Annotated in this window: 27 protein-coding genes and 1 pseudogene; 24 read left to right on the top strand and 4 right to left on the bottom strand. The window is 41.7% G+C overall.

Going from position 1 to position 26,695, the window contains the following annotated elements; genetic code table 11:
• Positions 1-87: 87 nt before the first annotated feature.
• The 10 genes and pseudogenes from OCU87_RS08065 to OCU87_RS08105 all read left to right on the top strand — a co-directional run.
• On the top strand, positions 88-1,158 hold the full coding sequence (locus OCU87_RS08065; RefSeq protein ID WP_261858223.1) for a chemotaxis protein: 1,071 nt from the start codon (positions 88-90) through the stop codon (positions 1,156-1,158).
• Positions 1,159-1,214: 56 nt separating this feature from the next.
• Complete coding sequence (locus OCU87_RS08070; RefSeq protein WP_261858224.1) at positions 1,215-2,933, top strand: ATPase; 1,719 nt, start codon at positions 1,215-1,217, stop codon at positions 2,931-2,933.
• A complete protein-coding gene (locus OCU87_RS25045) occupies positions 2,927-3,271 on the top strand; it encodes a YkgJ family cysteine cluster protein (protein WP_141226250.1) in 345 nt (114 codons plus the stop codon). Before OCU87_RS08070 ends, OCU87_RS25045 begins: the two co-directional genes overlap by 7 nt.
• Positions 3,265-3,594, top strand: coding sequence for a hypothetical protein (locus tag OCU87_RS08075; protein ID WP_261858225.1), 330 nt, complete (start codon positions 3,265-3,267; stop codon positions 3,592-3,594). Before OCU87_RS25045 ends, OCU87_RS08075 begins: the two co-directional genes overlap by 7 nt.
• Before the next feature lie 29 nt (positions 3,595-3,623).
• Positions 3,624-4,496 carry a TMCO4 family protein gene (locus tag OCU87_RS08080; protein WP_261858226.1) on the top strand — a complete coding sequence of 291 codons (873 nt, stop codon included), beginning with the start codon at positions 3,624-3,626 and terminating at the stop codon, positions 4,494-4,496.
• Positions 4,497-4,542: 46 nt separating this feature from the next.
• Positions 4,543-4,893, top strand: coding sequence for a MerR family transcriptional regulator (locus OCU87_RS08085; protein WP_062692877.1), 351 nt, complete (start codon positions 4,543-4,545; stop codon positions 4,891-4,893).
• 65 nt (positions 4,894-4,958) lie between these two features.
• The gene (locus OCU87_RS08090) at positions 4,959-5,336 is read left to right on the top strand and encodes a carboxymuconolactone decarboxylase family protein (RefSeq protein WP_261858227.1); all 378 of its coding nucleotides are present in this window, start codon (positions 4,959-4,961) and stop codon (positions 5,334-5,336) included.
• 481 nt (positions 5,337-5,817) lie between these two features.
• Positions 5,818-6,432, top strand: a complete 615-nt coding sequence (locus OCU87_RS08095) for a hypothetical protein (RefSeq protein WP_261858228.1) — start codon at positions 5,818-5,820, stop codon at positions 6,430-6,432.
• Between the two features lie 51 nt (positions 6,433-6,483).
• Positions 6,484-7,380, top strand: a complete 897-nt coding sequence (gene lepB / locus OCU87_RS08100; protein ID WP_261858229.1) for a signal peptidase I — start codon at positions 6,484-6,486, stop codon at positions 7,378-7,380.
• Positions 7,381-7,412: 32 nt separating this feature from the next.
• Positions 7,413-7,565 (top strand): annotated as a pseudogene (locus OCU87_RS08105) (carboxymuconolactone decarboxylase family protein); the annotation flags it as partial.
• Between the two features lie 150 nt (positions 7,566-7,715).
• On the opposite strand, the gene yidZ reads toward OCU87_RS08105, so the two are convergent.
• Both yidZ and OCU87_RS08115 read right to left on the bottom strand, forming a co-directional pair.
• Positions 7,716-8,666 (bottom strand): HTH-type transcriptional regulator YidZ, encoded by a 951-nt coding sequence (gene yidZ, locus OCU87_RS08110; protein WP_261858230.1) that lies wholly within the window; start codon positions 8,664-8,666, stop codon positions 7,716-7,718.
• On the bottom strand, positions 8,641-9,855 hold the full coding sequence (locus OCU87_RS08115; protein ID WP_261858231.1) for an MFS transporter: 1,215 nt from the start codon (positions 9,853-9,855) through the stop codon (positions 8,641-8,643). The genes yidZ and OCU87_RS08115 overlap by 26 nt, the downstream gene beginning before the upstream one ends.
• A 304-nt stretch (positions 9,856-10,159) precedes the next feature.
• On the opposite strand from OCU87_RS08115, the gene OCU87_RS08120 reads away from it, so the two are divergent.
• On the top strand, positions 10,160-10,576 hold the full coding sequence (locus OCU87_RS08120) for a VOC family protein (RefSeq protein WP_062692884.1): 417 nt from the start codon (positions 10,160-10,162) through the stop codon (positions 10,574-10,576).
• Between the two features lie 57 nt (positions 10,577-10,633).
• Here the strand turns inward: OCU87_RS08120 and OCU87_RS08125 are convergent, their stop codons facing one another.
• On the bottom strand, positions 10,634-10,816 hold the full coding sequence (locus OCU87_RS08125) for a hypothetical protein (RefSeq protein WP_062692886.1): 183 nt from the start codon (positions 10,814-10,816) through the stop codon (positions 10,634-10,636).
• A 317-nt stretch (positions 10,817-11,133) separates the two neighbouring features.
• Here OCU87_RS08125 and OCU87_RS08130 point away from each other — a divergent pair, with 317 nt between their 5' ends.
• From OCU87_RS08130 to OCU87_RS08175, 9 genes are all read left to right on the top strand, one after another.
• On the top strand, positions 11,134-12,378 hold the full coding sequence (locus OCU87_RS08130; protein ID WP_261858232.1) for a serine hydrolase domain-containing protein: 1,245 nt from the start codon (positions 11,134-11,136) through the stop codon (positions 12,376-12,378).
• A 119-nt stretch (positions 12,379-12,497) separates the two neighbouring features.
• Entirely contained in the window at positions 12,498-12,902 is a 405-nt protein-coding gene (locus OCU87_RS08135; protein ID WP_261858233.1) for a DUF1294 domain-containing protein, read from the top strand.
• Positions 12,903-13,013: 111 nt separating this feature from the next.
• Positions 13,014-13,370 carry a hypothetical protein gene (locus OCU87_RS08140; protein WP_094957537.1) on the top strand — a complete coding sequence of 119 codons (357 nt, stop codon included), beginning with the start codon at positions 13,014-13,016 and terminating at the stop codon, positions 13,368-13,370.
• Between the two features lie 263 nt (positions 13,371-13,633).
• The gene (locus OCU87_RS08145) at positions 13,634-14,104 is read left to right on the top strand and encodes a hypothetical protein (RefSeq protein WP_261858234.1); all 471 of its coding nucleotides are present in this window, start codon (positions 13,634-13,636) and stop codon (positions 14,102-14,104) included.
• Positions 14,105-14,353: 249 nt separating this feature from the next.
• Complete coding sequence (locus OCU87_RS08150) at positions 14,354-15,244, top strand: DMT family transporter (protein WP_261858235.1); 891 nt, start codon at positions 14,354-14,356, stop codon at positions 15,242-15,244.
• A gap of 36 nt (positions 15,245-15,280) precedes the next feature.
• A complete protein-coding gene (locus OCU87_RS08155) occupies positions 15,281-15,769 on the top strand; it encodes a GNAT family N-acetyltransferase (protein ID WP_261858236.1) in 489 nt (162 codons plus the stop codon).
• A gap of 264 nt (positions 15,770-16,033) precedes the next feature.
• Positions 16,034-16,510: a hypothetical protein gene (locus OCU87_RS08160; RefSeq protein WP_261858237.1), complete on the top strand. Its 477-nt coding sequence runs from the start codon at positions 16,034-16,036 to the stop codon at positions 16,508-16,510.
• 169 nt (positions 16,511-16,679) lie between these two features.
• Positions 16,680-17,075, top strand: coding sequence for a DUF3465 domain-containing protein (locus OCU87_RS08165; RefSeq protein WP_261858238.1), 396 nt, complete (start codon positions 16,680-16,682; stop codon positions 17,073-17,075).
• A gap of 965 nt (positions 17,076-18,040) precedes the next feature.
• Entirely contained in the window at positions 18,041-18,490 is a 450-nt protein-coding gene (locus tag OCU87_RS08175; protein ID WP_261858240.1) for a hypothetical protein, read from the top strand.
• A 288-nt stretch (positions 18,491-18,778) separates the two neighbouring features.
• Here the strand turns inward: OCU87_RS08175 and OCU87_RS08180 are convergent, their stop codons facing one another.
• Positions 18,779-20,308 carry a transposase gene (locus OCU87_RS08180; protein ID WP_261858196.1) on the bottom strand — a complete coding sequence of 510 codons (1,530 nt, stop codon included), beginning with the start codon at positions 20,306-20,308 and terminating at the stop codon, positions 18,779-18,781.
• Positions 20,309-20,771: 463 nt separating this feature from the next.
• Between OCU87_RS08180 and OCU87_RS08185 the strand changes: the two genes are divergently transcribed.
• The 4 genes from OCU87_RS08185 (at position 20,772) to OCU87_RS08200 (ending at position 26,609) form a co-directional block, all read left to right on the top strand.
• The gene (locus OCU87_RS08185; RefSeq protein WP_261858241.1) at positions 20,772-20,921 is read left to right on the top strand and encodes a hypothetical protein; all 150 of its coding nucleotides are present in this window, start codon (positions 20,772-20,774) and stop codon (positions 20,919-20,921) included.
• Positions 20,922-20,977: 56 nt separating this feature from the next.
• Entirely contained in the window at positions 20,978-21,454 is a 477-nt protein-coding gene (locus tag OCU87_RS08190; protein WP_261858242.1) for a GNAT family N-acetyltransferase, read from the top strand.
• A 224-nt stretch (positions 21,455-21,678) separates the two neighbouring features.
• Positions 21,679-25,095, top strand: a complete 3,417-nt coding sequence (locus OCU87_RS08195; protein WP_261858243.1) for a DUF5107 domain-containing protein — start codon at positions 21,679-21,681, stop codon at positions 25,093-25,095.
• A gap of 86 nt (positions 25,096-25,181) precedes the next feature.
• Positions 25,182-26,609 (top strand): sugar porter family MFS transporter, encoded by a 1,428-nt coding sequence (locus OCU87_RS08200; RefSeq protein ID WP_261858244.1) that lies wholly within the window; start codon positions 25,182-25,184, stop codon positions 26,607-26,609.
• The last annotated feature ends 86 nt before the right edge of the window (positions 26,610-26,695 follow it).

The following is a 26,695-nucleotide window of genomic DNA, read 5'->3' on the forward strand; positions in this document are numbered from 1 at the left end:
ATATCTGAAATAAACGTATGACTTTTACTCTTTCATATAAAGAGTCATTTAACAAAAATATTAATAATATATAAGTAAGGACGCAGTATGGCATTACCATTTATTTTAGCGGGTGCGGCAGTTGCAGCTGCAAGTTTTGGGGCAAAGAAAGGGTATGATGGTTATCAAGATAAATCATTAGCGAATGATATTTTGGAATCAGCGAAAAGCGATTACGAAAATGATAAAAAATTATTCGACAAAGCAAATGAACGCACAACGAAAAGCCTTACTCAGTTGGGCGAGCTACAGCTGAAAGTGGGTGAAGATTTTAAAGAGTTTCGTACTATTGCAGACAAGTTGCTTGAAAAAATTAATCAAGCGGGCTCGAAAGATATCAACATCGATTTTCCCCAGCACAAGCTGGATAAAATTGATGGTTTAGCGTTATCAACCACAGCCTATTTGGGTAAAGTTGCAGGCGCAGGTATTGGTGGTGCGGCGGCGGCATACGCGGTATACGGTGGTGTAATGGCACTGGCAGCAGCATCAACGGGTACGCCCATTGCGGCACTTTCAGGCGCCGCGGCCTATAACGCAACGATGGCGGCAATTGGTGGTGGTTCGCTGGCTGCGGGCGGCTTTGGTATGGCTGGTGGCGCAATGGTATTAGGTGGTGTTGTTGCTGCACCTATTATGGCAATTGCAGGTTGGGCATTTGCAGCACATGCAGAAGAAGCATTAAGTGATGCACGCAAAACACGCGATGAAGTTGATGATGCCATTTCAAAAATGACCAAAGGTCGTAGCCAGTTAAATAAGACACGTGGTTATGTTGTTCAAATTAAAACCGAAACACAGCGTCTCTATGAAGTATTCCAAACATACTTTGATAGCTTGAAAGCGATGGATCATTTGATAAAAACAGGTGCAAATATCGATGCATTTAGTGATGATCTTATTCAAATCATTCAAAACGGCTACCAAGTAGCAGCAATCTTGACTGATATTATTACTACGCCATTGTTTAAACCTAAATTTGATGAAAACGGTAAAGTCATTATTAAAGATAACATAGTGCAAATTGAAACAGACAAAGAAGGCATGCAGGTAATTAACGGTGCCGCTATTGATGCAACGCTAGCGAAAGCGCAGTTTGATTCAAAACAATTCAATTAATAACTAATGAAAGGTGGCAATAAATGTCACCTTTCACGTTATGGAGTATGTAATTCATGTCTGCAACATCAGCCTCTGTACGCGCCGATTTTCATTTAACTGAAGAACTAAACAAAACCGTAGTACAAAGTTTAGTGAGCTCATTTGGCCTCGATTTTTTACTGTTTGAAGATAAAAAAGGCGGCGAAGTTGCCACTGTTCATAACGTACGTAAACACCATAATGGTGAGTCTGATATCTACGTTGCTGAGCAAGTAAAACAAGAATATGAAAACAGAGGTGCTTATAAGCCTGCAAAACTTGATGCGGACGGTAATCAAGTGTTCAACAGTAAAGGTAAAGCGGTAAAAGTTGATCGCTACCATGCTGACAGTGGATATAAAAGCCGAGGAGCCGTTGATAAGACATTGCAGCAAGAAGGCCAATTATACGATGCATATCGTGGTCAAAATATGGCACAAAACGACAATCGCCAGCTTGATCATATTATTTCATCGAATGAAGTGCACAACGATGCTGGCCGTGTACTTGCAGGGCTAGATGGTGTCGAATTAGCGAATCGAGGTTCAAATTTTCAATCTACTCATTCATATATTAATAACCTTAAATCAGCGCACTCAATGGATGCATTTTTAGGGGATGTACTGCCTCGCACCCTAGAATCTAAAAAAGCACGGATAAAAACAAATCAAGATAAACTGGTAGCAATGCCAGAAAGTACGCCACAACAGCGCCATGAAAAACGTAAGCTTGAAGGCAGCATTGCGAAAGACAAAGGCCACGTTGAAGTATTAGAAAGCATCGACGCAGACAAAATGCGTGAAGCGGATAAGCAAGCGCGTCAGCAGTACGATGGTCAGATCAATGCCAAGTACTATACCAGCAGTAAGTTCCTTAAAAGCACCGGGTATGAATCTGCAAAATCAGGGCTAAAAATGGGCATGCGCCAAGCCTTAGGTATGATTTTGGCCGAAGTGTGGTTTGAACTAAAAGAACACATTCCGTCGCTTTATAAAGACTCGCAAGGTAACTTCACTTTAGAGCGTTTTCTTGATCGTTTAAAAACGATGGCCGTTGATATTTGGACCCGCATTAAAGCGAGATTTAAAGACATTCTTACCGAATTCAAAGACGGCGCTATCGGCGGTGTACTTTCTAGCTTGACCACCACTGTCATGAATATCTTTTTCACCACTCAAAAGTTGATTGGTAAGTTGATCCGAGAGATGTGGACCAGCTTAGTGTCAGCAGCAAAAATGGTGTTTTTTAATCCCAGTAAACTGTCGGCTGGCGACTTAGCGCGTGAAGTCACCCGTATTTTGTCCACGGGTGTCGCAGTCGCTATGGGGGTTATATTGAATCAGCACCTAGCAACGGTAATGACATTTCCTTTAGGTTCAGAACTTGCTGCATTTCTTAGTGCCATTGCCACAGGCCTGATGACATTAGGTATCACATACTTTTTAGATCACAGCGAGGTGATGCAAAAGGTGTGGAACTTCCTTAATCAATTTAAAAGCGAAGCGCGTCGCACATTAGAATACTTCCAAAAAGTGAATGTTGAACTAGACCGTTATTTGGTTGAGCTGGCCGCCCTAGAATTTAATTTAGCCCCACAAGAAATGGCGCAATTTACCGATAGTTTAGTCGCCGTTAATAGTGAATATGAGAAAGGCTTGATTCTTACGCAGGAAATCAAAAAGCGCGATATTGAATTACCATTTGAAGCGGGTAACTTAGATAGCACGCGGAGTTGGTTGAAGAGCTTATGTTAACCGAAAACCTCAAACCATTTCCGTGTAACGGCTGTGGGAAATGCTGCGCGAACGTTCACCTGTCAGAAATAACGCTGCCACTAAGTCGAGGTGATGGCATCTGCCGTCACCTTGATACCGCGACAAGGCGTTGCAAAATTTATGATAACAGGCCAAAGATTTGCCAAGTAGAACTGCAATATCGAGAGCATTATTCAGAACAGTTTTCATGGGATGATTTTATCGCGATTAACCTAGAAATTTGTGAGAGTCTGCCTGATAGAATTACCAACAATCCTGATGATCTTGAGAGTGATAGAAGTAGAACATCAGCGAAAGACGAAGGAATAAAATGCTAGGTAAAATTGAATCGGCACTGGAGAAATTTAATGCCTCAGCAGTAGAGGCTAAAGCCGTTGTCGATAGTACACAGAATCTCGCACTAGAGGCGAAAGAGTTAGCGCCAATGCTCGACTTGGTTGATGAACGTATTCAAAAAGCCGCCGTAAATCTAAAAAAAGAAGTGCTAGAAACGATCGACCAAGCACATGCTAAACACAAGCAGGAAATGGAAGCACAATTTACAATAGAGCGAAGCCATCAAAAAAAGATGTTATTGCTTAACGTGGGTATCGCGACCATGGCTGTTATTACATTCGTCTTTCAGCGTATTCTTAGTTAGCTTTATCTTACAAAGGAATCCAAATAACAGTGCTCAGTAAACTCAAAGCCATTAAAGCGGCATTACCTCGCGTAAACCGTAATCAATCAATGTCCGATCCAAGCTCTGCCGTTGAATTGCATGTCATTCGTGAAGGTAAGCAAAAGCCCGAGACCAAAACCGAGACCAAGACCAAAACCAAGGCAAATGCAGCAACCATACTCGTGATTAACGGTTTTATGTCGGGCAAAGGTTGTGATGTTTCTGACTGGCTCGAAATTGTCGATACCTTATACCCTGATCACAAAGTGATCCATGTGAAATGGAAGGCGGGTAACTTGAGCGACTTGCTGTTGGACGATGGCTTAATTCAGTTAATGCCGAGTGTGACCACACAAGATTCGTTAATCAAAAAGTTAGGTGTAGCAGGATTTTCTGCGATCAATAAAGTCTCTGGGCATTGGCGAAAAGCGTTTGCTGAAACCGAAGTTGTGGGTGTCGCACTGGCCGATTTAATTGAGAAAGATCCTGAATTAAATGGTTGTGTGTTGATGGGGCATTCACTCGGTGCTCGCATTATTCGTCACACCATGGAAAGGCTGACAACCAACAAAGTTAGCCAATGTTATTTGTTAGCGGGGGCAGTGTCATCGCATTCTAAATTGTGGAATACGGTTTTTGATAAACACGCGACCACCGCTTTTATCAACTGCATGAGTAAGACAGATTCAGTACTAAAATACGCTTATAAAGCGGGGACATTATTTCGGGAATCACCGATAGGTTTACATGCGTTAGAGCACAAAAATCATACCGCGATTACTAACCTTGATGTTACTGACGTTGCTAGTAAGCACACCAAGTTTAAGCATAAAGCCTTGGGTGAGTTGTTGAAGAAAGCATTTTCTGACATGAAATCCTGAGTAGAAGTATCGCGAGATCCTAAAATAAAGAGACAAGGACGTTTAAATGAATATTAGCCAATTTTCAGCGCTGACTGGATTGTCGCCTCATACCTTAAGGTATTACGAAAAGATTGGTTTGTTAGCATCTGTTTCTAGAAACCAAAGTGGTCATCGTAATTATTCAAAGAAAGACCAAGAGTGGGTCGCTTTCATTACTCGTCTTAAAGAAACGGGTATGCCGTTGAATCAGATCATGGAGTATGCAAAATTGCGTGAACAAGGGATTGAAACCGCGGATCAAAGGAAAGACCTGCTTGAACAGCATTCAGACAACCTTCAAAAAAGAATAGCAAGTGAACTTGACCACTTAGAAGCGTTGAAGAAGAAAATTGACTATTACAATCAGCTAATTTAACCATTGACTTAGAGTTAACTCTAACAAGTATCGTCGCTTTAGTGTTTATTAACTGGAGTGTAGAAATGGACAATCAACGATATGTAAATGGGTTAAACAAGCTTAATGAGATTGATGGTGAAGCAGGGCAAAATGTCTTAAAGAGTTTGAATGATATTTGCCCCGATCTTGCTAAATACATCATTGAGTATCCCTTTGGAGATATTTATCAACGTGATGGCCTTGATTTAAGAACAAGAGAATTAGTCACGGTTGCGGCATTAACGGCTTTAGGTCACTGTCAGCCGCAATTAAATGTGCATATTAATGGTGCATTAAATGTTGGCTGTACACCCAAGGCGATCACCGAAGTGATCCTACAAATGTCTGTTTATGCGGGCTTTCCCGCATCATTAAATGGGATGTTCGTTGCTAAAGAAGTTTTTAAATTACGTGAAGAATAAGTCGTGTAAAGCAATTTACATATGCGTTAATTCTATTAGTAAGCGATTAATAAACGATAAAGCAGCTATTTCTAGCTGCTTTATCGTTTATAGGTGTAAGCAGACCGATTAACCTTGCCATCGATAGTCCTCATTTTATGTGTCTGAACATTGATGATGGCACTGCTATGGTTAGAGCTATGCATATAGGCCTCCCTAATATCAATATGATAGTCAGCTAACCTAATAAAGACTCCCATTTAATGAAGGTTTTTCATTTTGGTTTAAATGTACGTTTGTTTATTATTTGGTCAATCAAGTCAATATGGAAGGTGAAAGCAATATTTAACTCACATTTTAAATGGTTTCCTATTATAATCACCCATATTCAACTGGTTGATATGGCTTTGGTTTTACTTGGTTGGGTTGGATTATAGCAGGTATTAACATACTGAATACTATCTATGCATTTTATTGTTTTTTATTTAAAAGAGGGTTAATCGTGCCATATGTGTTTTTGATACTAGCTGTTATCTTACTTGGAGGTTGTGCTTCTAAGACTGAATCTAAATGGATATACCAAACGAGAAAAGCCACACAAGAAGAGGTTAGCAAAGCAAAAATAGAATGTGACTGGGATTTAAAGCTTGATCTTGCTTATCGACAGATATTATCGTCCCCATCAGCTAAGATTACACCTGAAATTAATTCTATTTATAAATCAATGAGGCGTTGTATGGCGATACAAGGTTTTATCTCTGAATCAATAATTGAGAAAAACACAAATACAATGTTAGCTGAAGTCACAAAAAGAAATAATGAATCATGTCCTATTATCATTGATGAATATACTAAGCTCGACCGTATATATAGTACTGACAAGCAGTACATTGCATTGTATACACTTACGGGATTGAACTTTGACTATATCGATAAATATGAGTTTTTTACAAAAATAAAAAAGGCACTTATTGAAAATGTTTGCTCAAACTATATCAATATAGCATTTATGAATAATGGTGTTGATTTTAATTATATTTATAAAGATGATAATCAAAATGAAGTTATTTCTATAATAATCGAAAAGTCTGATTGTGTAGACGAAAGTGTTTTATAAAATTAAAGATTTAATGTTAAATTGATTGTGGTTTTTGCTTAAGGAGTGAGTGTGGGTACGTTTTGGAAACCAAATATCTTGGTCGTAATCGTCTTAGGGTTAATAGTTCAGCCATTTGTTTTTCTTTATGTTAATAAACCAAGGTACTTTGTTTTATACTTTCTATTACTGATAGGTGTAATGATATTTTCGCCTGATTTTATCGGTGCTTTAATTCTAATATGTCCTATTCATGGCTATATCATTGCTCGAAGATATAAAGGTCAAGGTGTCAGACCTTGGTTTGCTCGATGGTGGGTCACTATACTTTGTTTTTTAGTCATGCTTTCTCTACTGATTACAATTCGAGTGTTTTTCTTCGATTTATTTAGAGTACCTGCTAACTCTATGAGTCCTTTTTTGAATCCAGGCGACAAATTGGTGGTGGATAAGCGAGGGTTTGGTAATTATAGATATTTTGGAATGCAGTTTTCGAAAATACCTGCATCAGTTAATTTAGAAAGAGGGGATGTGATTGTTTTTCAATATCCAAAGAACACTAGTATTGATTTTGTGAAAAGAATTGTAGCTTTACCGGGGGATAAAATTACATATATAAACAAAAAAATTCAGATTGAAAAATATTGTCGTAAAACTAGTTGTAGCGGGGATGGTAATAGCGATTATTTAAATATTGTGAGAAATGATAAAGGTAAATTACTTGATAAAGGCCTTTGGCTATATGAAGAATATGCTGGTAATAATAAATACGACATTTTGATAGATAAAACAAAAAAAGATAGAACTAGTAAGTACTTTACTCAAGAAAATTCTAAAGTTGGTGAGTGGATCGTTCCTTTAGGGCACTATTTTGTCTTAGGTGATTATAGAGATAAAAGCCTTGATAGTCGTTATTGGGGCTTTGTTCCGCAAGGAAATATAATTGGAACTGTAGCAATAGCTTGGTAATTTGTAAAAGGTAACTGCTACAGTAATCAAATGTGCATATTAATGGTGCATTAAATGTTGGCTGTACACCCAAAGCGATCACCGAAGTGATCCTACAAATGTCTGTATATGCGGGCTTTCCCGCATCATTAAATGGGATGTTCGTTGCTAAAGAAGTCTTTGAATCACGCAATGAATTGACATAGTAGAGTCACCAAGTGATAGCTGGTAGATTTCGCCTTACCTGACAGTGAACAGTGTTAATTAAAGTGATGGGAGAGCGTTGAGTGTTCCCATCATTTACTTGTTATCACGTGTTTGGTTGATGAAAATGGGGCGCAGATACTTAATTCTTATTAGCAATATAGCTGCTTAATTGTCTCTTTCAACCACTGAATCTTAGGGTTATGGCCATTTCTTTTATGCCAGATCATAGTGAACGGAATACTGAGCTTGGCGTGTGCTTCTGCTTCTAAAGGAATAGGTAAGCAGACGAGATCTGGGTGTAACTGCTGGGTATATTGCTGGCAATATTGAGGTGCAGTGGTGATCATGTCGTGCCCTGATTGTGCCGCCATAAACAGTGATTGTTCAAAACTTGCCATGGTTAGTGCGACATTACGGGTTAAACCGATTTCAGCGAGTACTTCGTCTAGCGCCCAAGATTCGCTCTTTTCCCACACAATATTGATGTGCGGATACTGCAAGAATGCCTCTAGATCCCAATCTTGTTGTAATGCTGGGTGGTCTTTGTGTAAGAAGACCACTGGTGAATCATGAAACAAGACTTCAAAGTCGATGAAATACGGCAGTAAATCGAGGGATTCTTTCGAGCGTGGGTGCGATTCTCGCCCTGTAAAACCAATATCCGTTTCGCCCTGAATGATTGATTCGAGTGAATCGTAATCCCAGTTTTTAACTTTGATTTTTGCGGCTGGATAAGTGCGGTAAATTTCTTGTGATAGCGCATTAAACATAAGCAGCAAGAGTGGCGATTCTATGGTGAGATTGAATTGCACACCTTCAGGCTTATCATCGTTTCGCATCGCTAAAAGCTGGCTGCCAATTTGCAGCCAGTCTGAAAGATCTTGTGACATACTCTGTGCGAGAGTCGTCGGCCGTAGCCCTTGTGGCGTTTTGACAAATAAAGGGTCGTCGAACCAATCGCGAAGCTTCGTCAGTGATTTACTCACCGTTGATGGCGTTACATTCAACTTCTTCGCTGTCTTAGAGACACTTTGCTCCTGTAATAGAAGCTGCAAAGTGAACAGTAAGTTAAGATCAAGCCGTGCTAACGATTTCTTCATTGGTCGAATAATTTAAGGATGGCGATGGCACCAATAATATTAGAGCGACGCAGATAATGCCACCAAACGCTAATACTATCGCCAACATATTCAATGCACTAACGCCAATAACGCCCATAAACCAAATGAATAATGCCGAGCTACAAACCTGCATGATCCCCAGTAACGAACTTGCCATGCCAGCCCTTAGCGAAAATGGACTGAGCGCCTGACTCATAGATACACCAAACCCAAGTGAGAAACCCGCACAAATAAGCGCAAAGCTAAACAGGTTTATTGTCGGGTTTAGTTCAGCTAAGCCGGTCACTGTGAGGATGAGTCCAGCCGCAAGTAACAGTATTTGAGAAACGAGCATTAAGGTACGTTGTTTAAACATAGCCAGCGAAAAAGGTGCGGAAAACGAGGTGATCATACTCACCAAAGCCGTTAATGCCATGACCGATGAATAGTCACCGCGGCTATAGCCCATGTTGCCCATGATCAGCATAGGTGAGGTATTCACATAGGTAAGAATGGTCGTGACACCAATAGAGGTAATAATCAAACGGCTGACGAAAAAGCGCTCCCAGAACGGTTCTTGTTCTGCGGTATTACTCTCGGGTTGATCAGATTTGTCTGCAGTAATGCGTGATTTTTTGTGTTGATTGGTTTCTCGTAATACAAACACTGCGATTAAGCACACCAAGACGCCCATAGCTGCCATGGTGGTAAATAATGTCGGCCATGGAAATTTCAACATGATTAAGTGCCCAAGCACAGGCGCTAATACTGGCACAATACAAGTGATCCCATTGATCATCGATAGCACTTTGGCACGACGTTGATCGTCTAAGGTGTCGCGCAATATTGCAAAAGCGACTACGTAACAAGAGCCTGCACCGATACCTTGAGCAAATCTAGCCATCAAAAAGGTACTACTGCTTTCAGCTAAGCCGCCTAGCTGAGAGGCTAATGCAAAGGTAATAGCCCCAAAAATAGCAACGGGCTTACGGCCAATCGAATCTGAAAATTTACCTGCAAACAGCATGGTTGTTGCCATACCTGCCAGATAAATCGAAAAAGCGATATGAAGCTGAGATTCACTTGCTCCAAGATCTTTCGCGATATGTGGTAAACCGACTAAGTACAAATCAATCGCGGTGGGGTAAAGCAAAACAAGTGCAAAACTACAAAGAAGATATCGAACCATGAAAACCTCACTAAAATGTTGTGAGGATATTAGTCGTCAAACCTATTTAACGCGAGTTACAAATCTGACAACAGGTATTTCCATTTAGGACAAACCCTTAGATTGGTAAGCGCCTCCATTTTTGGTTGTTAATTTTTTGGCTAATAGTGCGAGTATGGCGATTGAACCAGGTTAGGCGTATGCATTGGTCAGATTTAGTGCATTTGAACGATAATAAATCGGTTAAACCAGTGCTGGTGGCGATTTACTTTATAATGATGAGGAAAATAGATAAGCACAACTAGACAAGAAAAGTAGGTAGCATATGCAGCAAAATATTGTTCACATTGCACTGGTAGTAAAAGACTACGATGAAGCAATAGATTTTTATGTAAACAAACTAAAATTTGAACTTATCGAAGATACCTATCAACCAGAGCAAGATAAAAGGTGGGTTGTTATCGCACCACCAAATTCTCGTGGCGTCAGTATATTATTAGCAAGGGCATCAAAACCTGAGCAGCATGATTTTATTGGCAATCAAACGGGGGGACGCGTCTTTCTTTTCTTAAGCACGGATGATTTTTGGCGTGACTATGAGCGTATGAAGTCGATTGGTATTAACTTTGTCCGTGAACCTCAAGAGCAGGACTACGGCACAGTTGCTGTGTTTGAAGATTTGTATGGGAACCTTTGGGATTTACTTCAGTTAAGCCCTGAGCATCCAATGGCAAAAAGGTAATTCTTTCGCGTCGAAAGGGCATGAGCTCTTAGAATGAGAGCTCATGGAAGACGAGAGCTAGTGTTGAATCACGATACTTTCTTTATCTGTCGTGAATAAGTTCGCTCTATTTTGGTCGATAAGTTGAGCGGCGTAAGATGGTGTTACCGCTTGCACTTCACCTTTTGCTTTTAGGGTTAGTGATTCCCACGCATGATCTTTGTACTTACCTGTTTGCGTGTACTGAATGAGTATTTTCACTGACTTGTCTCGCTTATTATTGCTATTAACGTGCTACTAACATTAATCGCTTTACTGCAGTTACACACCCGTTAAATGTGGAACATAAGATTAACCAAACCGACAAGTAAAGTTAACGAACCTTATGGCCCTTTATATGTCACTCGTGTGCTTTCCTGCTTTAGATATTGCGACTTCATTCAGCCAGCCCATTTTGTATATCCGCTATGCTTACCCTAATATCTTTAATACCTTTTGAAATTATATAGATAAAACCAATCTCAGGTTGGTGATGTGTTAATTACAGTTAGATAACTTCAATAAAATGGAATATAACCATGCTAATCAAAAGCTTAAACACCTTTAGCGCAGCGGCGGTCTTTACTTTATTAACCAGTTTTTCTCAAAATGTGCATGCAGACACTCAGGTAACACTAAATGATTTCTATCGTCCTTTTGAGTTATCCGAAATTACACCTCAAAATATGCAAACTTGGCCGTATTATCGATATACGTCAATGAATTGGGATGACTATGGCTTGTTTGGCACTGTCACGATTCTAGCGGCGAGAGAACCGGCTAAATTGGTAAGTGCGCAGAAAGGTTTCGATATAGAGCAAGATCTTGGTGATGGGCGTAAGTTGGTTGAATCATTAACGGCCACTCAAACCAAAGGTTTTCTGATCCTTAAAAACAACGAGGTTCTTGCTGAATTTTACGATAATGGATTTACTCAGAAGCAAACACAGCTGCTGCAATCATCGTCTAAGACCTACGCGGGCATCGTGGTTTCAACATTGATCGATGAAGGCAAAATAGATCCTGCTGCAACCATTGATTCTTACTTGCCCGATTTTAAAGATTCAAAACTCGGTAAGGCAACAGTACAGCAAGTGCTTGATATGCAGTCTGGCCTGCTACCCGCAACGGATTATCATGTTCCGGGTGGCGAAGCATTCATGTTTGAAGCAGAACAAGGCTTAAAACTGGGAGAGACGGTAGGCCACCGCAACGCGATAATTACTACCAAAGCACAGAATGCGCCGGGCGAAGTGTATACCTATAACGATAAGAATACGGATCTTCTTGCCATATTGGCAGAGGCCGTTTCGGGTCAACACTTTAATAAGCTGCTGTCGAGTATGTTTAATGATTTTGGTGCAACCAGTAATGGGTCGATTGCACTCACTGTCGATGGAACCGCCAGCCCGTCATACGGCATAAGTTCATCGCTGCGAGATTACGGTTTATTCCACCAGTGGATAGCCCAAGGCAAAGCCCCTAAAAGTTTTTACGATTCGGTTCACGACACAAAGAAAGATTTACTCGCTAAATCCGAGAAAGGCAAGGGCATGGCGGCAGGCTTAGGAACGCTAGTCACCTATGGTTCACAAGGGTGGTACTTACCCGAGCATAAAATCATCGTATCCATCGGTTCTTATGGTCAGGTGGGTTTCAGTGATATGAAAAGCGGGGTGTCAGTGGTGTTTATGCAAGACTGGGAAGACAACGGTGTGGCAGAAAAATTAGCGCAGAATCTAACTAATGCGTTATTCGTTATAGAAAAACTCAGCCAAAATTGAGGCCTCTAACAGGTCTTGATGTCTATAACAGGTAAAACAAGTGAGGCTGTCAAATTGATAGCCTCTTGTTCAATCTTAGTGTATTACATCTGCTTTATTCTAAACCTAAAAAAATAACCATGAAGTCATTAAATTTCGGTATCAGTGCGGTTTATCTTGTGTTTGTAACTTGCACTGTACTTTTTTCTCACGCGCCCGTTGAATTTTTAGCGAGCTATATTGTTCTTAGTCTTTTTACTTTTGCTGTTTACGCGAAAGATAAAAGGGCAGCGGTTAAAGGCGAGTGGCGAACGAGAGAAAGTACACTTCACTTGCTTGCATTATTAGGTGGCTGGCCAGGAGCTTTGATCGCACAAAGTAAATTGCGACATAAGACTAAGAAACAATCATTTAAGTTGGTATTATGGATAATAGTTGCTTTAAATTGTGCGGCTTTTGTTTGGACTCAAACGCCGACAGGAAGTGCTCTTAGCTATACCGTGTTAGCGCAACTACATCAGTTGTTAGCAACGGTACTAAGTTAGCTGGCGTTTATAAATGAAGGTCTATGTCTAGTTTGGCTTTTAGAGTGAACTTCAGTCCAGCAAAAAGCTAAAGAGTATAAAGTGTGTTGTTATTTTAATGAGTAAGCATTGATGGATGTATTATTAATTAGCGTTATTGTGCTTTTGATGTTTTTTGTCTTTCCTTATGTGAGTTCTCGATTCAACGATGCAGTCAATGACAGTCACCGCATTATTGAAGTAACAGGCGATCATATTTGTGTTCGTCAGTTTGCAGCCCAAAGGATACTGAAGTTACGTGGTAAATCACTTTCAGTATCGGACATTATTCGTATTCAGTACGCAACACAATTGCCCCAAGGTATTTGTGTTTCACTCTTCAACAAAAGCGATGCAGCTGTTGATTTTTGGGTGTCTGAACTTCAGCTTAAAGCCATTCAGTCGACATTGCGCAAAGCTTGTCCTTTGGCAATAGTTGAACGCACCTGATGCGCCGTAATGTAAAGGCACTGTGTTGTATAAGGGCTTATTGAGTAAGAGCCATTATTGAGTAAGAGGCGTTATTGAAAATGACAGCGCTAGATGCATTTGTGTTGCCATTTAACAAACACCAGCCTAATTAGGTAGGGTTGTATGTAACTGATGCTTTTGTAGTTTCAAAAGCAATAAAGATTACTCGTATATAAAGTATTGAAATAGGACAGAGTAGGTTGCTAATCATATAATTTCGATGAATTTATATGGAGTTAAAAATGAATAATGTTATCAAGCTTTCTTTATTATCATTTGCAATGTCTGGTTTTAATACTTACGCAGGAAGCTTTTCTCTGGAGTCTTACTCTGACAATCAATACATTCTAAAAGGTAACGGTAATAGTGCGTTTGTTGATACTCAGGGAGCAAATGCGTTAATGCTTGTTGATGAGTTCAGCGTCACTTGTGAAAAGCGTCATTACCTTGTGCCGTTGGTTAAAGGCCGCATTGATAACGGTGAATCTAACGCAGAGTCTTTTGAATATTTTGTGTTTAATAAGAACAAAGATACCTACTCGCCACTAAAAACAGTGAGTTCATATAGCGCAATCGATCGTAAATCTGGTGAGGTAATAACCAGTCACCTATTGAACCCAGCGAGCGAAAATTTCACCAAGACACTCTGTATTTTTATTACCAATGAAACAGATTTCGAATATCCCATTCAAGTGATTGATAACCAATTATAGCCGCGTGCTTATTCTTAATGGCAGGCTCGCCTTAGAGATTGATTGTATTGTGTTGTGTTGCCTCTTTGTTTCAGAGCGATGGCATCAATACAATTGTTTGGTAAAACTGAATAGTTAATTCAAATAAAGCTCAATTATCAAACTATTTCGAATAGATACAATGTACGGCTATGTTCGTACATTCTAATCATCGCTTTCCCCTTATAATTTATTCAGGTAGGCGACTTAATAGTAAAATTGGCGCTTATCATGAGAATATTCCTAGCTATGCTTGCCCCATTATTGTGGGGTACCACCTATGTGGTTGTGTCTAACTACTTCACTCACTGGTCTCCCTTTGCATTAGCGGTTTGGCGTGCACTGCCTGCGGGCCTACTACTCCTTGCCTTAAAACCGACATTCCCCAAAATGCACGAACTGCTGGGGATCTTAATTGTGGGTTTCCTTAACATCACATTATTTTTCGGTATGCTCTTTAACAGTGCATTGCACATGCCTAGTGCTTTGGTGGGGGTGGGTATGATGGCATTACCTGTAATAGGCGTGCTGGTGGTTGGTGTTATTCATCATCAAAAACCATCTTGGCTACAAATAACCTCGGCATTACTTTTGGTAGCCTGTGCTGGGTATCTATTCATAATGAATAACCCGCATATTAGCGTGTCTGCAATCTTGTTTTTACTGGGTGCGATGACAACCTTGATCACTGGTAGCATTGTCACTAAACATATTATGAAGTCGATCCACTGGTGGAAATTACTGACTTGGAAATTGATTTTTGGTGGTTTGATGCTAGCTCCACTTGCATGGTGGGATATTCATAGTCACACAAATTATGTATCACCAATACCCAGTACACTCATGCAGTGGGGCGCGATGTTCTGGCTGGTGGTTGCGCTAACATCGCTGGCTTATAGTGTCTATGTCTATACTATTCCGCTTATTACTACGACAGAGCTAAGTTTCTTTGGTACGTTTAATCCAATACTCGCTATGGTACTTGGCGCGACTTTAGTGAGTGACGCCTTTAGTGAAAAGCAGATCATTATTATGGCGGTAATGGTCATGATTAATCTCGCTACACAGTACTATGAAAGCCGTAAATCTAAGGCTTCTCCAGATGCCGTCATCGAGTATTAAATTGGCTATAACCGTTTCGTTGCTAACAAGGAAGATATGAAACTAAGAACGTTTGACCAACAGGACTATCATCAGCTTATTCAATGGATAGTGTCAGCTGAAATCAACTATATGTGGGGTGGTCCTGCTTTTACTTATCCGCTTGATACCGAGCAAATTCACATCCATTGCCAACAAAGCCAGATTTTTCCTTTTCTGTTTACTTGCTCGGACAGCAAGCTTGGTTACGTGGAGTTGTATCAAGAATCTTGCGATCATTTTCGTATTTGTCGTGTCTTTATTGCAGGTGATCACCGCGGACAGGGCTTAGCCAAACAAATGCTGCTTCAGCTTATCGACAAAGCCGTGAATACTTTTAATGCTAAGCAAGTGAGCTTGGCAGTTTTCGATCATAATCATGCTGCCAAAGCGTGTTATTTATCGCTAGGGTTCGAGGTTAGTTCAACGGAAAAAGGGCTTCGTTCTTTTAACGGTGAACCGTGGGATTTAGTAATAATGTCAAAGGCGGTGCGGTCCAAGGTGTAACATATTATTAGTCCTGATTTTCATCCTCATCTATAAAAGAAGACAAAATAACCATGAATAAGTTGAGTGACAGTTTATTCGGTATTTTTGTTTTATTATTCGAGCTGGCGCTTAATACGATCATTATTTACTAATAAACGATGTTTTGAATATTTATAAGATTGCAAAAAAACACTTTGTATTAAATGGAATTTATATACAATACCATTTCAATTAGCTGCAATTCATGTGGTTGCATTTCGTTTTATAAATTAAGTGGGAATAATGAAATATAAAGGAATTATAAATGTATGGGTTGTATTTATAACTTTACTTATCTCGGGGTGCGTAACACGTGGACCTATGGAATCTTTCTATGGTCCAATCGAAACACCTAATTATACTGAATTACTTAAAGGTTCAGTTATAAATAATGATGAGAAAATTATATCTGTGTCAGAAGGTACATCTGCAGTTGGAATGAGAGCAATTGGTGGGGCTGTATTAGTTTCTGATAAGCGAGTCTTTTTTGCTCAATGGAGCACTGATTTATTAAAATATTATACTGTTTACTCGGTAAACTATGACGATATCAAATCGTATGGCATGTGCAGCCCACTAGCTTCAACAGTATCTTTAATTGGCAAAGTTTTCTGTGTTAACGATGGTACAGAGGAAATTCTATTTGCAACTGAGCAGGTAGATAGCATCCTGTATGAAATCAAGCGTCATAATTCAGTCGCAAAAAGAGAAGATGACTAATAATGGAGGTTATGGACGGCAATTCGCCAGCTATAACAAAGCTGCAAATGCCAAGCACTAACACCAATGCTTAGTATTTTTAATACAACGTTGTGTCGTGTTTTACGGCGCAATGATTTGTATTTTGTGGCATTATATAAATGCAACGGATATAGTGATGAGATTAAATATGAATAAAATTCTTAAATGTATATTAGTTTCATTCTGCTTGTTTTCATTATCGGCTTGGGCTGACAGTGGAGTGCTGAAACAAGCTTATGAAGCGCATCAAAGTGATATTCAGGTGCAAGGTTTTGGCACGGTAATTCGAATACTTCCTGATGACACTAAAGGGTCTCGGCACCAAAAATTTATTCTGCGGTTAGATAATCACCAAACGATTTTGATTGCCCATAATATTGATTTAGCCCCACGCGTTACAAACCTGAAAGTTGGGGATACTGTTCGTTTTAACGGTGAGTATGAGTGGAACAGCAAAGGTGGTGTCATTCACTGGACGCACCGCGATCCTCACCACCACCACGCTCATGGCTGGCTGAAACATAATGGACGAGTGTTTAGCTAAGATATTGAAAAAGCTGTGTACCTCATGATTTCACTATTGCGTGAAAGGCACAGCTTGAGGCATGGGGCTCTTCCCTTGTTTCATGCCATAACTTGAAAGAATATATACGGTAAACGTCTATATTTTCTTTCTTGTTATGTGTTTTTGTCCAATTAACCATACCAATTGTTAGGTTTAATAATAAACGCATTGTTAAAATACTGATTTCACATCTTGTGTTAAGCTCGCATCAAAAATGCTTAAGTTAAGTGAAAGTTTTACGTATGATCTTCATTTACATCATGTGTTGAGAATGCCCGTTGTACTAGATATATGCAGCAGTGGCGTAGATGTGAATGTTAGTATTCAGGAGGAGTTCATGTGACAGTGATTAAACCTAATCCAATTATCCAGCTGTTGTTTATCTTAGGCTCTTTAACTGGTTTTATTATAATGTTCGCTCTACTAGTTGAGTTATTTATAGCTGGGGATTTTCAGAGTGTGTATTTCATTCTAGTCGCTATTTGTATTTTGTTAGGCTTGGCAACAAGCTTTTTTTAAAAAGCTGTATTAGGCTCAAAAATTACCGCAAGCAAACAGGGTGTTGGTCTAGGTAATCAGCAGTATTTTTCGTGGTCAGAGGTATCAAAGGTTGAGGCTACTACGTGGACAGGCCGCTATGCTGGAATTTAGAGATACCTAAGAAAAAACATTTACAATGACGTACCCTTCTGGAAAAGACCAATGGGCTGCAAAGAGCTATATTATGTTGAATTCAATACGGGTATGCTGTTTACGGCTTCATCACAAGATATCGTTGATGTACTCATCGAAGCACAGCGAAAAGAATTCATACAATCTGTTTAAGAGTGATTCGCAATGCGTGGCATTTTCACCATGCGTTGGTTTTGGTGTTTAAGGTAGTATGCGGGAGCTTAGGTATTGCGTTGCTTACACCGTAACAGGGCTAGTTTTCGGGAGTTTTTATGAAGCCTTCAAAACCAATAGGCAAATATATTTCTGGTCTCAAAACAGCACTGAGGTCTTACGGTGCTACTCAGCGGGATCAGTATTCATGGGTTGCAAAAACAGACGAGTTCTTTGTATTTACAGCTGAGAGTGATCACCTAGATAAGGTAAACAACGTATATTCACATGGTGGTGGGTCATTTGCTAAAAAGGTGCGGCCGCTATCGACAGCCTCTGGTGATGCATCATTGACTGTAAGTCATGCAAAGGAGCTATTTGATGCGATTAGTGTTACGTATACTAACAATGAATATTGCAAATTGCTGATCGTAAAAGGTACCAAATATGGCACCGACAAAGGTGGAGTGAAGGCGGTAATGGATCCAGACCTATGGCAGGCTACTTCGTTCTCAGGTTCTGTGGAGGGCGGCTTTGAGTTTCAACTTGATCGCACTAAAGAAAACTAACGAATTGCTTAAGAGTGACGGCTACCTCTGGCATTTTGGATTAGGTTGAGTTCAGTGATTACGGTGGCTTTGCTTGAGTTTCGTGGTAGTTAGCCGCACCTTAGCAAGGCGTTGAGGCTGTAGAATTTCTCGCTTTTTAGCCGATTTTCCATGTTTGATCGCCATTTATTCTACAGACAATGCCCTAAATGCTGCGCGATGATAGTGGCCTTTATCATGGTAAGGAAAGATATAGCGGCAAGATGAGAGTTTAGCGGCGTTTTTCGTTGATTTGAGAGGTTTTACCCTCTATATAATGCAATTTCGTAGCTTTTCTATGTTGTGGAGCATGCTGAACATCGCCCATTGGGCGTTTACTTTCTCTTTTCCTCTCAGCGTAAACCGGTTCATCTGTTTGTTGACGGTGATGTTGCCAAAAACAGGTTCAACGCACCCAAGCCGCTTACTGTATTGCCGCCTTCCTTCTGGGCTATCAATCTTGTCTTTCATAGCTTGCATGTGGTCAAAGCCTTTGGTGTTTTTGTAGATGAAGAACACTTGTCGGCCGACTTGCTTGCCAGGTGGTTTTCTCATGCACTGTGACTGGTGAACACATTGTCGGCAATCATTGAGATAACCACAAAACTGAGCGCCCCGTTCACCACGGATGACAGCATTTTTACTGCTTAGCCGCATTATTTTTCCGGCAGGGCAGCGACAAGTCATTTCGTCTTGGTTGAATTCAAACATGGAAATGGGGTAACAGGTTTTGCCTGTTTTCGAGCGTTTCTTTCGTTTTTTCGCTTGCTCAGTTTGATAGGTTTCACTGCTTTGAAACAGTGGGTTGCGGCTGCGAAAACCGGTATCGGCGACGTAACAGTCGTATGGCGTTTCTGCTAAGAACTTGAGGTTGGTTTTACTGTGAAAGCCACTATCAGCGGTGAACTTGGTGGTGTACTGTGCCATATTCGGTAGCTTATCCAGTTGGGCTTTTAATGCGAGTACAGCAGGCTTCAGTGTTTGCTGCTCACCAACGCTTCCCCATACTTGGCTGTGCAGAATGATTTGGTGTTTGTCATCGGTGATGGCGATGCCGTTATAACCTTGAATAGTACCTTTAGACGTAGTCATTTTGGCGCTGTCGTTGTCGGTAATATTGCTTTTTATAGGTTTGTTGCTGCTGCCAAGTTTATCTTGAGTATTAGCGAGAAACGCCCCAATTTTATCGGCGCCCTTATCAAGCTTTTGCTTTTGTCGTAAGTCTTGTTCGATAACGTCATTTGGGAGTGCATCTTGGCTTTGATGACGCTCGATAATACGTTGGCTGGCGCGTTGAAGTTTCTCTTTCTTGCGTCGTAACTCGTCGTGTGTGCCACTCCATTCTTTACTGGCATTGGATGAAATTTTACAGCCATCAATAGCAAACATGTTACGCCCGATAAGGCCTTGTTCATCACATATCATTAGAACTTGAGTAAACAGTGGCTCAATGGTGTCCTTCATCTGTGCGATGAAAGACGCAATAGTGGTGAAATGTGGTCTTGCATCCCCAGATAAACACATAAAGGTGACATTGTTGATGCAGGCTCTTTCTATGCGTCGGCTAGATAACATGCCGAGGGAATAGGCGTAAAAGACAACCTTAAGCATGATAGAAGGAGGGTAAGCCGCAGCCCCATTTTTGTCGTTGTGGTAGTGCGCATTAAAGGGCGAGAGGTCGAGGTGATTATCAACAATGTGGGAAATCGCATACTCGATAGTGCCGGGGATGAGTTGTTCATCGATGATGACAGGAACGAACATGTTTTGGTTCGAGTAATCGGTTTTGAAGTTGGGCATAACCGTGTCTCGTTGTGAATAATTTAGATTAGATCACAAGGAGTTAGTGCGTTCAAGTTCATGTCGTGATGAAATGGCGGTAGGATCAGAATTGAGACGGGCGAGAAGAAATTCTACAGCCTCGTTAGCCCTCAGAGTCCTCCACGTTTTGTAGACACTTTACTAAGTTAGAACTACATCGATTTAAACCAACACGAATTCACCTTAATTAAATTCTAATAAATAGAAAAAATGCAGGTATAAGCAGGGAGCTGTTATGCCTGCAAAATTATTGTATTTAACCTTCTATATGCTGCGTTTTTTAGAACAGGCAATCTAAGCCTATTTTTCCATTCAAATGTAATTTTTTCTTGTGATACCTTTCTCTAACCTCTGAATATTCTGGGTTATAATGAAATGAGCTTATACAATTTAATATATCAGTGCTTTTAAGCTGTGACTGTTAATTGCTAAGGAGGTGAGTATGACATTAGCTCAAAAAATAGCGTTAGGCTTAGGCTCGGGGTTATTGGCAGGCTCGGTGGCAGAGGTTTTAACTGAGTGGCAATTTAGCTGCTTTGCGCTAGGCCTTTTGTTGCTCAATTGCACGTTTGTCTCTATGAGCCTAAAGTGATCGCTGTTTGATGACTCTCATCGCGTTTCTAACCTGATTTTATTAACAAGAAAGATATGAAGTTAAGTCCCTTTGAGCAACAGGACTATCACCAGCTTATTAAATGGATAATATCAGCTGAAACTAACTATTTATGGGGTGGCCCTGTTTTTTCTTACCCGCTTGATACGGAACAAATTCGCATTCACTGCAAGCAACACCAAGTCTTTCCTTTTCTGTTTACTTGCTCGGACAGCAAGCTTGGTTACGTGGAGTTGTATCAAGAATCTTGCGATCATTTTCGTATTTGTCGTGTCTTTATTGCAGGTGAACACCGCGGACAGGGCTTAGCCAAACAAATGCTGCTTCAGCTTATCGACAAAGCCGTGAATACTTTTAATGCTAAGCAAGTGAGCTTGGCGGTTTTCGATCATAATCATGCTGCCAAAGCGTGTTATTTATCGCTAGGGTTCGAGGTTAGTTCAACGGAAAAAGGGCTTCGTTCTTTTAACGGTGAACCGTGGGATTTAATATTGATGGAAAAACACTTATAAATCATATCTTTAGATTTATTTTCGAGCGCCGGTTTAAGCTAAGTGCGCGTGTTGATACAAAGACCACTCATAGTCCAAGCCTCACTCTACACTCTGTCGATAGGTCGCATTTATTACTAAACATTGTTTAGTAAAGCGCGTGATTGCTTCATACATTCTGCTAACAAAATATTCCTTACACTGCTCATAACTTAATCATAACGGCTGACAGGTGGTTATAAGTCATGAGTACGAATGCAAAAGCTTGGGTTGAACAGGTTGTTCTTCCTACTTACCCAACGGGCAAGGTTGATCCCAATCCGCTGTTTTTAGAGAACCGTGTTTATCAAGGCTCATCGGGTTCTGTTTATCCTTACGGTGTCATTGATAGCATTACGGATCAAAAAGTCGATCAAAGCTATCAAGCGGTATATATCGAAAATGATTACATTAAAGTCATGCTACTTCCTGAGCTTGGTGGACGCATTCACCGCGCGTATGACAAGGTAAAAGGGCGTGACTTTGTGTACTACAACGAAGTGGTTAAACCCGCACTGGTTGGCTTATTAGGCCCGTGGATTTCTGGTGGTATCGAATTTAACTGGCCGCAACATCACCGCCCGACGACTTTTATGTCGACTGATTTCACCATAGAGCATCATGATGATGGCGCCGTGACCGTGTGGATGGGCGAAGTCGAGCACATGTACGGTTTGCAAATCATGGCGGGCTTTAAGGTTTACCCAAACAAAGCGCTGATTGAGATCACGGGTAAAGTCTATAACGGTAACGAAACGCCCCGTCAATTCTTGTGGTGGTCGAACCCAGCCGTTAAAGGTGGTGATGATCATCAAAGTATCTTCCCGCCTGATGTGACCGCGGTATACGATCACGGCAAGCGCGATGTTTCTAATTTTCCAATCGCAACGGGCGAATATTACAAGGTGGATTACTCGCCAGGTACTGATATCTCGCGCTATAAAAACCTGCCTGTACCAACGTCTTATATGGCGGATAAATCGGCTTACGACTTTGTCGGTGCATACAGCCACGACGAGCAGGGCGGTTTGCTTCATGTTGCCAATCACCATGTCTCACCGGGTAAAAAACAATGGACCTGGGGTAACTGCGATTTCGGTATTGCATGGGATCGTCAACTCACTGATACCAACGGCCCCTACATTGAATTAATGACAGGTGTCTTTACCGACAACCAACCCGATTTTACATGGATCGATAGCCATGAAGAGAAGGTGTTTGTTCAGCACTTCTTGCCATACAGCAACCTTGGCAATGTGCATAACGCCAATACCGATGTGGCGATAAAACTTGAACGCTCAAATGGCAAACTAGCGTGGGCAGTGTACGCCATTGCAGAAATTACTGATTACACCATGGTGATTTCAGACGGTAAGCATACCCTGTGTGAAACGTCATTAACCATGATGCCGGGTGAAACTCGCCAAGGGGAGTGCTTGCTTGATGGCCAATGTCTTGATCAATGTTTTGGTCAATGTGTCGACCATGTCGATCAGAGCGAACTCACAACAGCTAACCGCTTAACCATGATAGTCACTGCTGCAGATGGTTTCAGCTCGTTATCTTATAGCGAACATATCGCCGCAACGGACGAACCAACGCCAGAACCTGCCACGCCGCCCGCATTACCTGCTGACGTCGACAGTGTTGAAGCCTTGTATTTCATCGGTCAGCACCTTCAGCAATACCATCATGCAACGCGAAGCCCAGTTGATTACTACCAAGAAGCGTTAACGCGTGACCCGAACCATTACCAAACCAATGTGGCCATGGCATCGCTGGCGTACGAGGGGGCTGATTACCCCGCAACACTTTCCTACGCCAATGCCGCACTGGCACGAGCTCATCAATTTAATAAGAACCCGCTGTGCGGCAAAGCGAGTTACTTGCGAGGTTGTGCCAATGAGAAGTTAGGCCACTTGGACCATGCCTTTAGCGATGTCTTTAAGGCAACGTGGAGTGCTAACTGCCGTGATACTGGGTTTTATGCCGCAGCTCGTATTGCGACTAAGCAATCTCGTTGGGGGGAAGCGCTGGATTATGCGAGCCGTGCTTTACAGCTTAACGGCATGCATTACCAAGCAGCGACTCTGAAAGCGCACTTGCTGATCACGCTGAACCGCGCCACCGAAGCGGCTGCCTTTATTAAAACGCAAAAAACGATTCAGCCGCTGGGCTATGGCTTGGCTTTCGAGCAATACCAGCTCAGTCAAACAACCGCAGATTTAGCCTTATTCAAACACCTAATGAACGGGCGCGAAGCCAATGCGATCCATCTGGTGAATTTCTATTTGTCGATTGGGGCTACGGAAAGTGCAAAAACCGTATTAGCTCAGTGTGATAGCCAAGGCGCGATGACTTGTATCTACCAAGCTTATTTATCTGATGTGAAAGCTGACGTTAAGACGTGGCTAGACACGGCGGCAGAGACCTTCGCAGATAACGTGTTGTTCCCCAATACATTGACGGAAATTGGGGTGCTGGATGCTTTCCCTGATCACTATTTTACTCAGTACTTATTGGGTTGCTTCTTCTACGCCAAACGTAATTATTCTCGCGCAGTACGCCACTGGGAACAGGTCTTACACCTAAATCCTGACTATGCGCCGGTATTACGTAACTTGTCGGTTCACGCATACAACAAATGCCAAGATCCACAGAAAGCCATTGAGTTGATGTCGCGTGCGTTTGCACTTTCGCCTGACGATGCCCGTATTTTGTACGAGTTAGATTTCCTTCATCAAGCTGTAACGACCGAGCCTGCAACGCGATTAGCACTGTTACAATCGCACTTAGAGGTGGTTGAAAAACGGGATGATTTAACCGCAGAGCTGCTCAACTTGTGCAATATCACAGGGCAGTTAGAGCAGGCTGCTGAGTGTTTAGCAACAAGACAATTCCATCCATGGGAAGGAGGCGAAGGACGCATCACAGGCCAGTTTGTGGTGAACAAATTACGCGCAGCTCTGGGCTTAATAAACCAGCATGCCTATACCGATGCAATTGCATGTTTACAAGCTGCGCTACATTACCCGCATAACTTGGGTGAAGGGCGTTTAGTTGGGCAAACCGATAACGATCTGTATTACTACCTAGGTTATTGCTACCAACAGCTAGATCAACATCAACAGGCTGCTCAATATTTCAAATGTGCTACACAGGGTAAACAAGAAATAGGGCAAAGCCGTTATTATAACGATCAACCTGCGGATTACTTGTTCTATCAAGCCGCGGCACTGCATCAATTAGGCGAGACTGAAAAAGCGGTTTCACTGAATGAAAATATGGTGGCGTGGGCTGACGTAGAAGCTGATACACCCGTTGAGACGGACTTCTTCGCGGTATCGCTGCCTGCCTTGATTGTGTTTGATGGTGATTTACAAGCCGAGCATCAACAGCATTGCTTGTTCGTGAAAGCCATGGGGCTGCTGGGGTTGGCGTTGATAACCGAACAGGGTAATCATATTGCGTACAGCACAGAAGATGCCGAGACAGATCAGCAACTAACGTTTGAACACACTTTGCAGGCATTGTTAACCCAATCGCCAGCACATACTAAAGCGAACTTATTTAAAGAAGTCGCGCAACATCGCTACGCCTTTGGCCGTTACGGTCAAATGTAATGGATAGGTCACCTCGGGTGATCTATCGCCTGAGGTGACCATAAAACAATAACTTGAATAGACGTGTACCTCTACAAGGATTGATTATGAGTAAGACAAGCGATCAACTCAACATGAGAAATATCTGGCTCATCAGCCTGGTTGCTGCCTGCGGTGGGTTGTTATTTGGTTATGACTGGGTGGTTATTGGTGGGGCAAAGCCCTTTTATGAAGCCTACTTTAATATTACTAGTGCGTCGTTGTCGGGTTGGGCAATGAGTTCGGCGTTACTGGGTTGCATGGCAGGGGCGTTCATCGCAGGTACTGTCTCTGACAAATACGGACGTAAACGTCCTTTGATCTTAGCGGCACTCTTGTTTGTGATTTCAGCATGGGGCACCGCAGCGGCAGACAGTTTTAATGCCTTTATTGTCTTTCGTATTATTGGCGGGGTAGGGATAGGTTTAGCCTCTGCGTTATCACCTATGTATATCGCCGAAATAGCACCTGCAGAAAAACGCGGTAAGTTTGTAGCGATTAACCAGCTAACCATAGTGATTGGGGTATTAGCGGCACAAATCATTAACTTGATGATTGCAGAGCCTGTGGCAACTGGCGCGGCACAAGCCGACATTTTACAATCATGGAACGGCCAAATGGGTTGGCGCTACATGTTTGGTGCCGAATTGGTGCCAGCACTCGCGTTTTTACTTTTGATGTTTGTGGTGCCTGAATCGCCACGTTGGTTAGTGAAAATGGGAATGGCAGAAAAAGCCAAAGGCACATTACGTCGCATTGGTAGTGAAAGCTATGCTAGCCGCACCGTGGCAGAAATTGAAAGTACACTGTCAGCCGAAACCCGTTCGCTACCTTTTAGTGCGCTGTTAAAGCCAGATGTAAAACCCATTTTGATCATTGGTGTGGTGTTGGCAGCGTTCCAGCAGTGGTGTGGGATCAACGTGATCTTCAATTACGCCCAAGAGATTTTTGCTTCCGCTGGGTTTGACATTAACGACACCTTGAAATCGATTGTTGCCACGGGCTTAATCAACCTGGTCTTTACGATTTTGGCGATTCCGTTTGTTGATAAAATCGGCCGTCGTAAATTAATGATTGTTGGCTCATTTGGCCTAACCATTATTTACGGCTTAATGTCTGCGGCTTATGCATTCGGCATGTTAGGACTGCCTGTGCTGTTATTGGTGCTGGTGGCTATTTCTATCTACGCACTGACATTGGCACCTGTGACTTGGGTCTTGCTGTCTGAAATCTTCCCGAACAAAGTGCGTGGTACCGCCATGTCGGTTAGTACGCTTGCACTCTGGGTGGCGTGTTTCGCACTTACATATACCTTCCCATTACTTAACGCTGGGTTAGGCGCATCGGGTTCTTTCTTACTGTACGGTGTTATTTGTGCTTGTGGCTTTGTTTTCATCTATCGCCACGTGCCAGAAACCAAAGGTCGTTCATTAGAAGAGTTAGAGAAAGAGCTGGTGGCACAATCGGCTAATCTAGGCAAAAAAGTAAACGCATAAGCGTAAAAAGCGATACCAGTAGCAACGGCGATAACCACTGCTACAACAGTAGAAACAAGCATAACGGAAAAAGATCACCCCAGCGG

It is taken from the genome of Photobacterium sanguinicancri (assembly GCF_024346675.1).
In the GTDB taxonomy this organism is placed as follows: domain Bacteria; phylum Pseudomonadota; class Gammaproteobacteria; order Enterobacterales; family Vibrionaceae; genus Photobacterium; species Photobacterium sanguinicancri.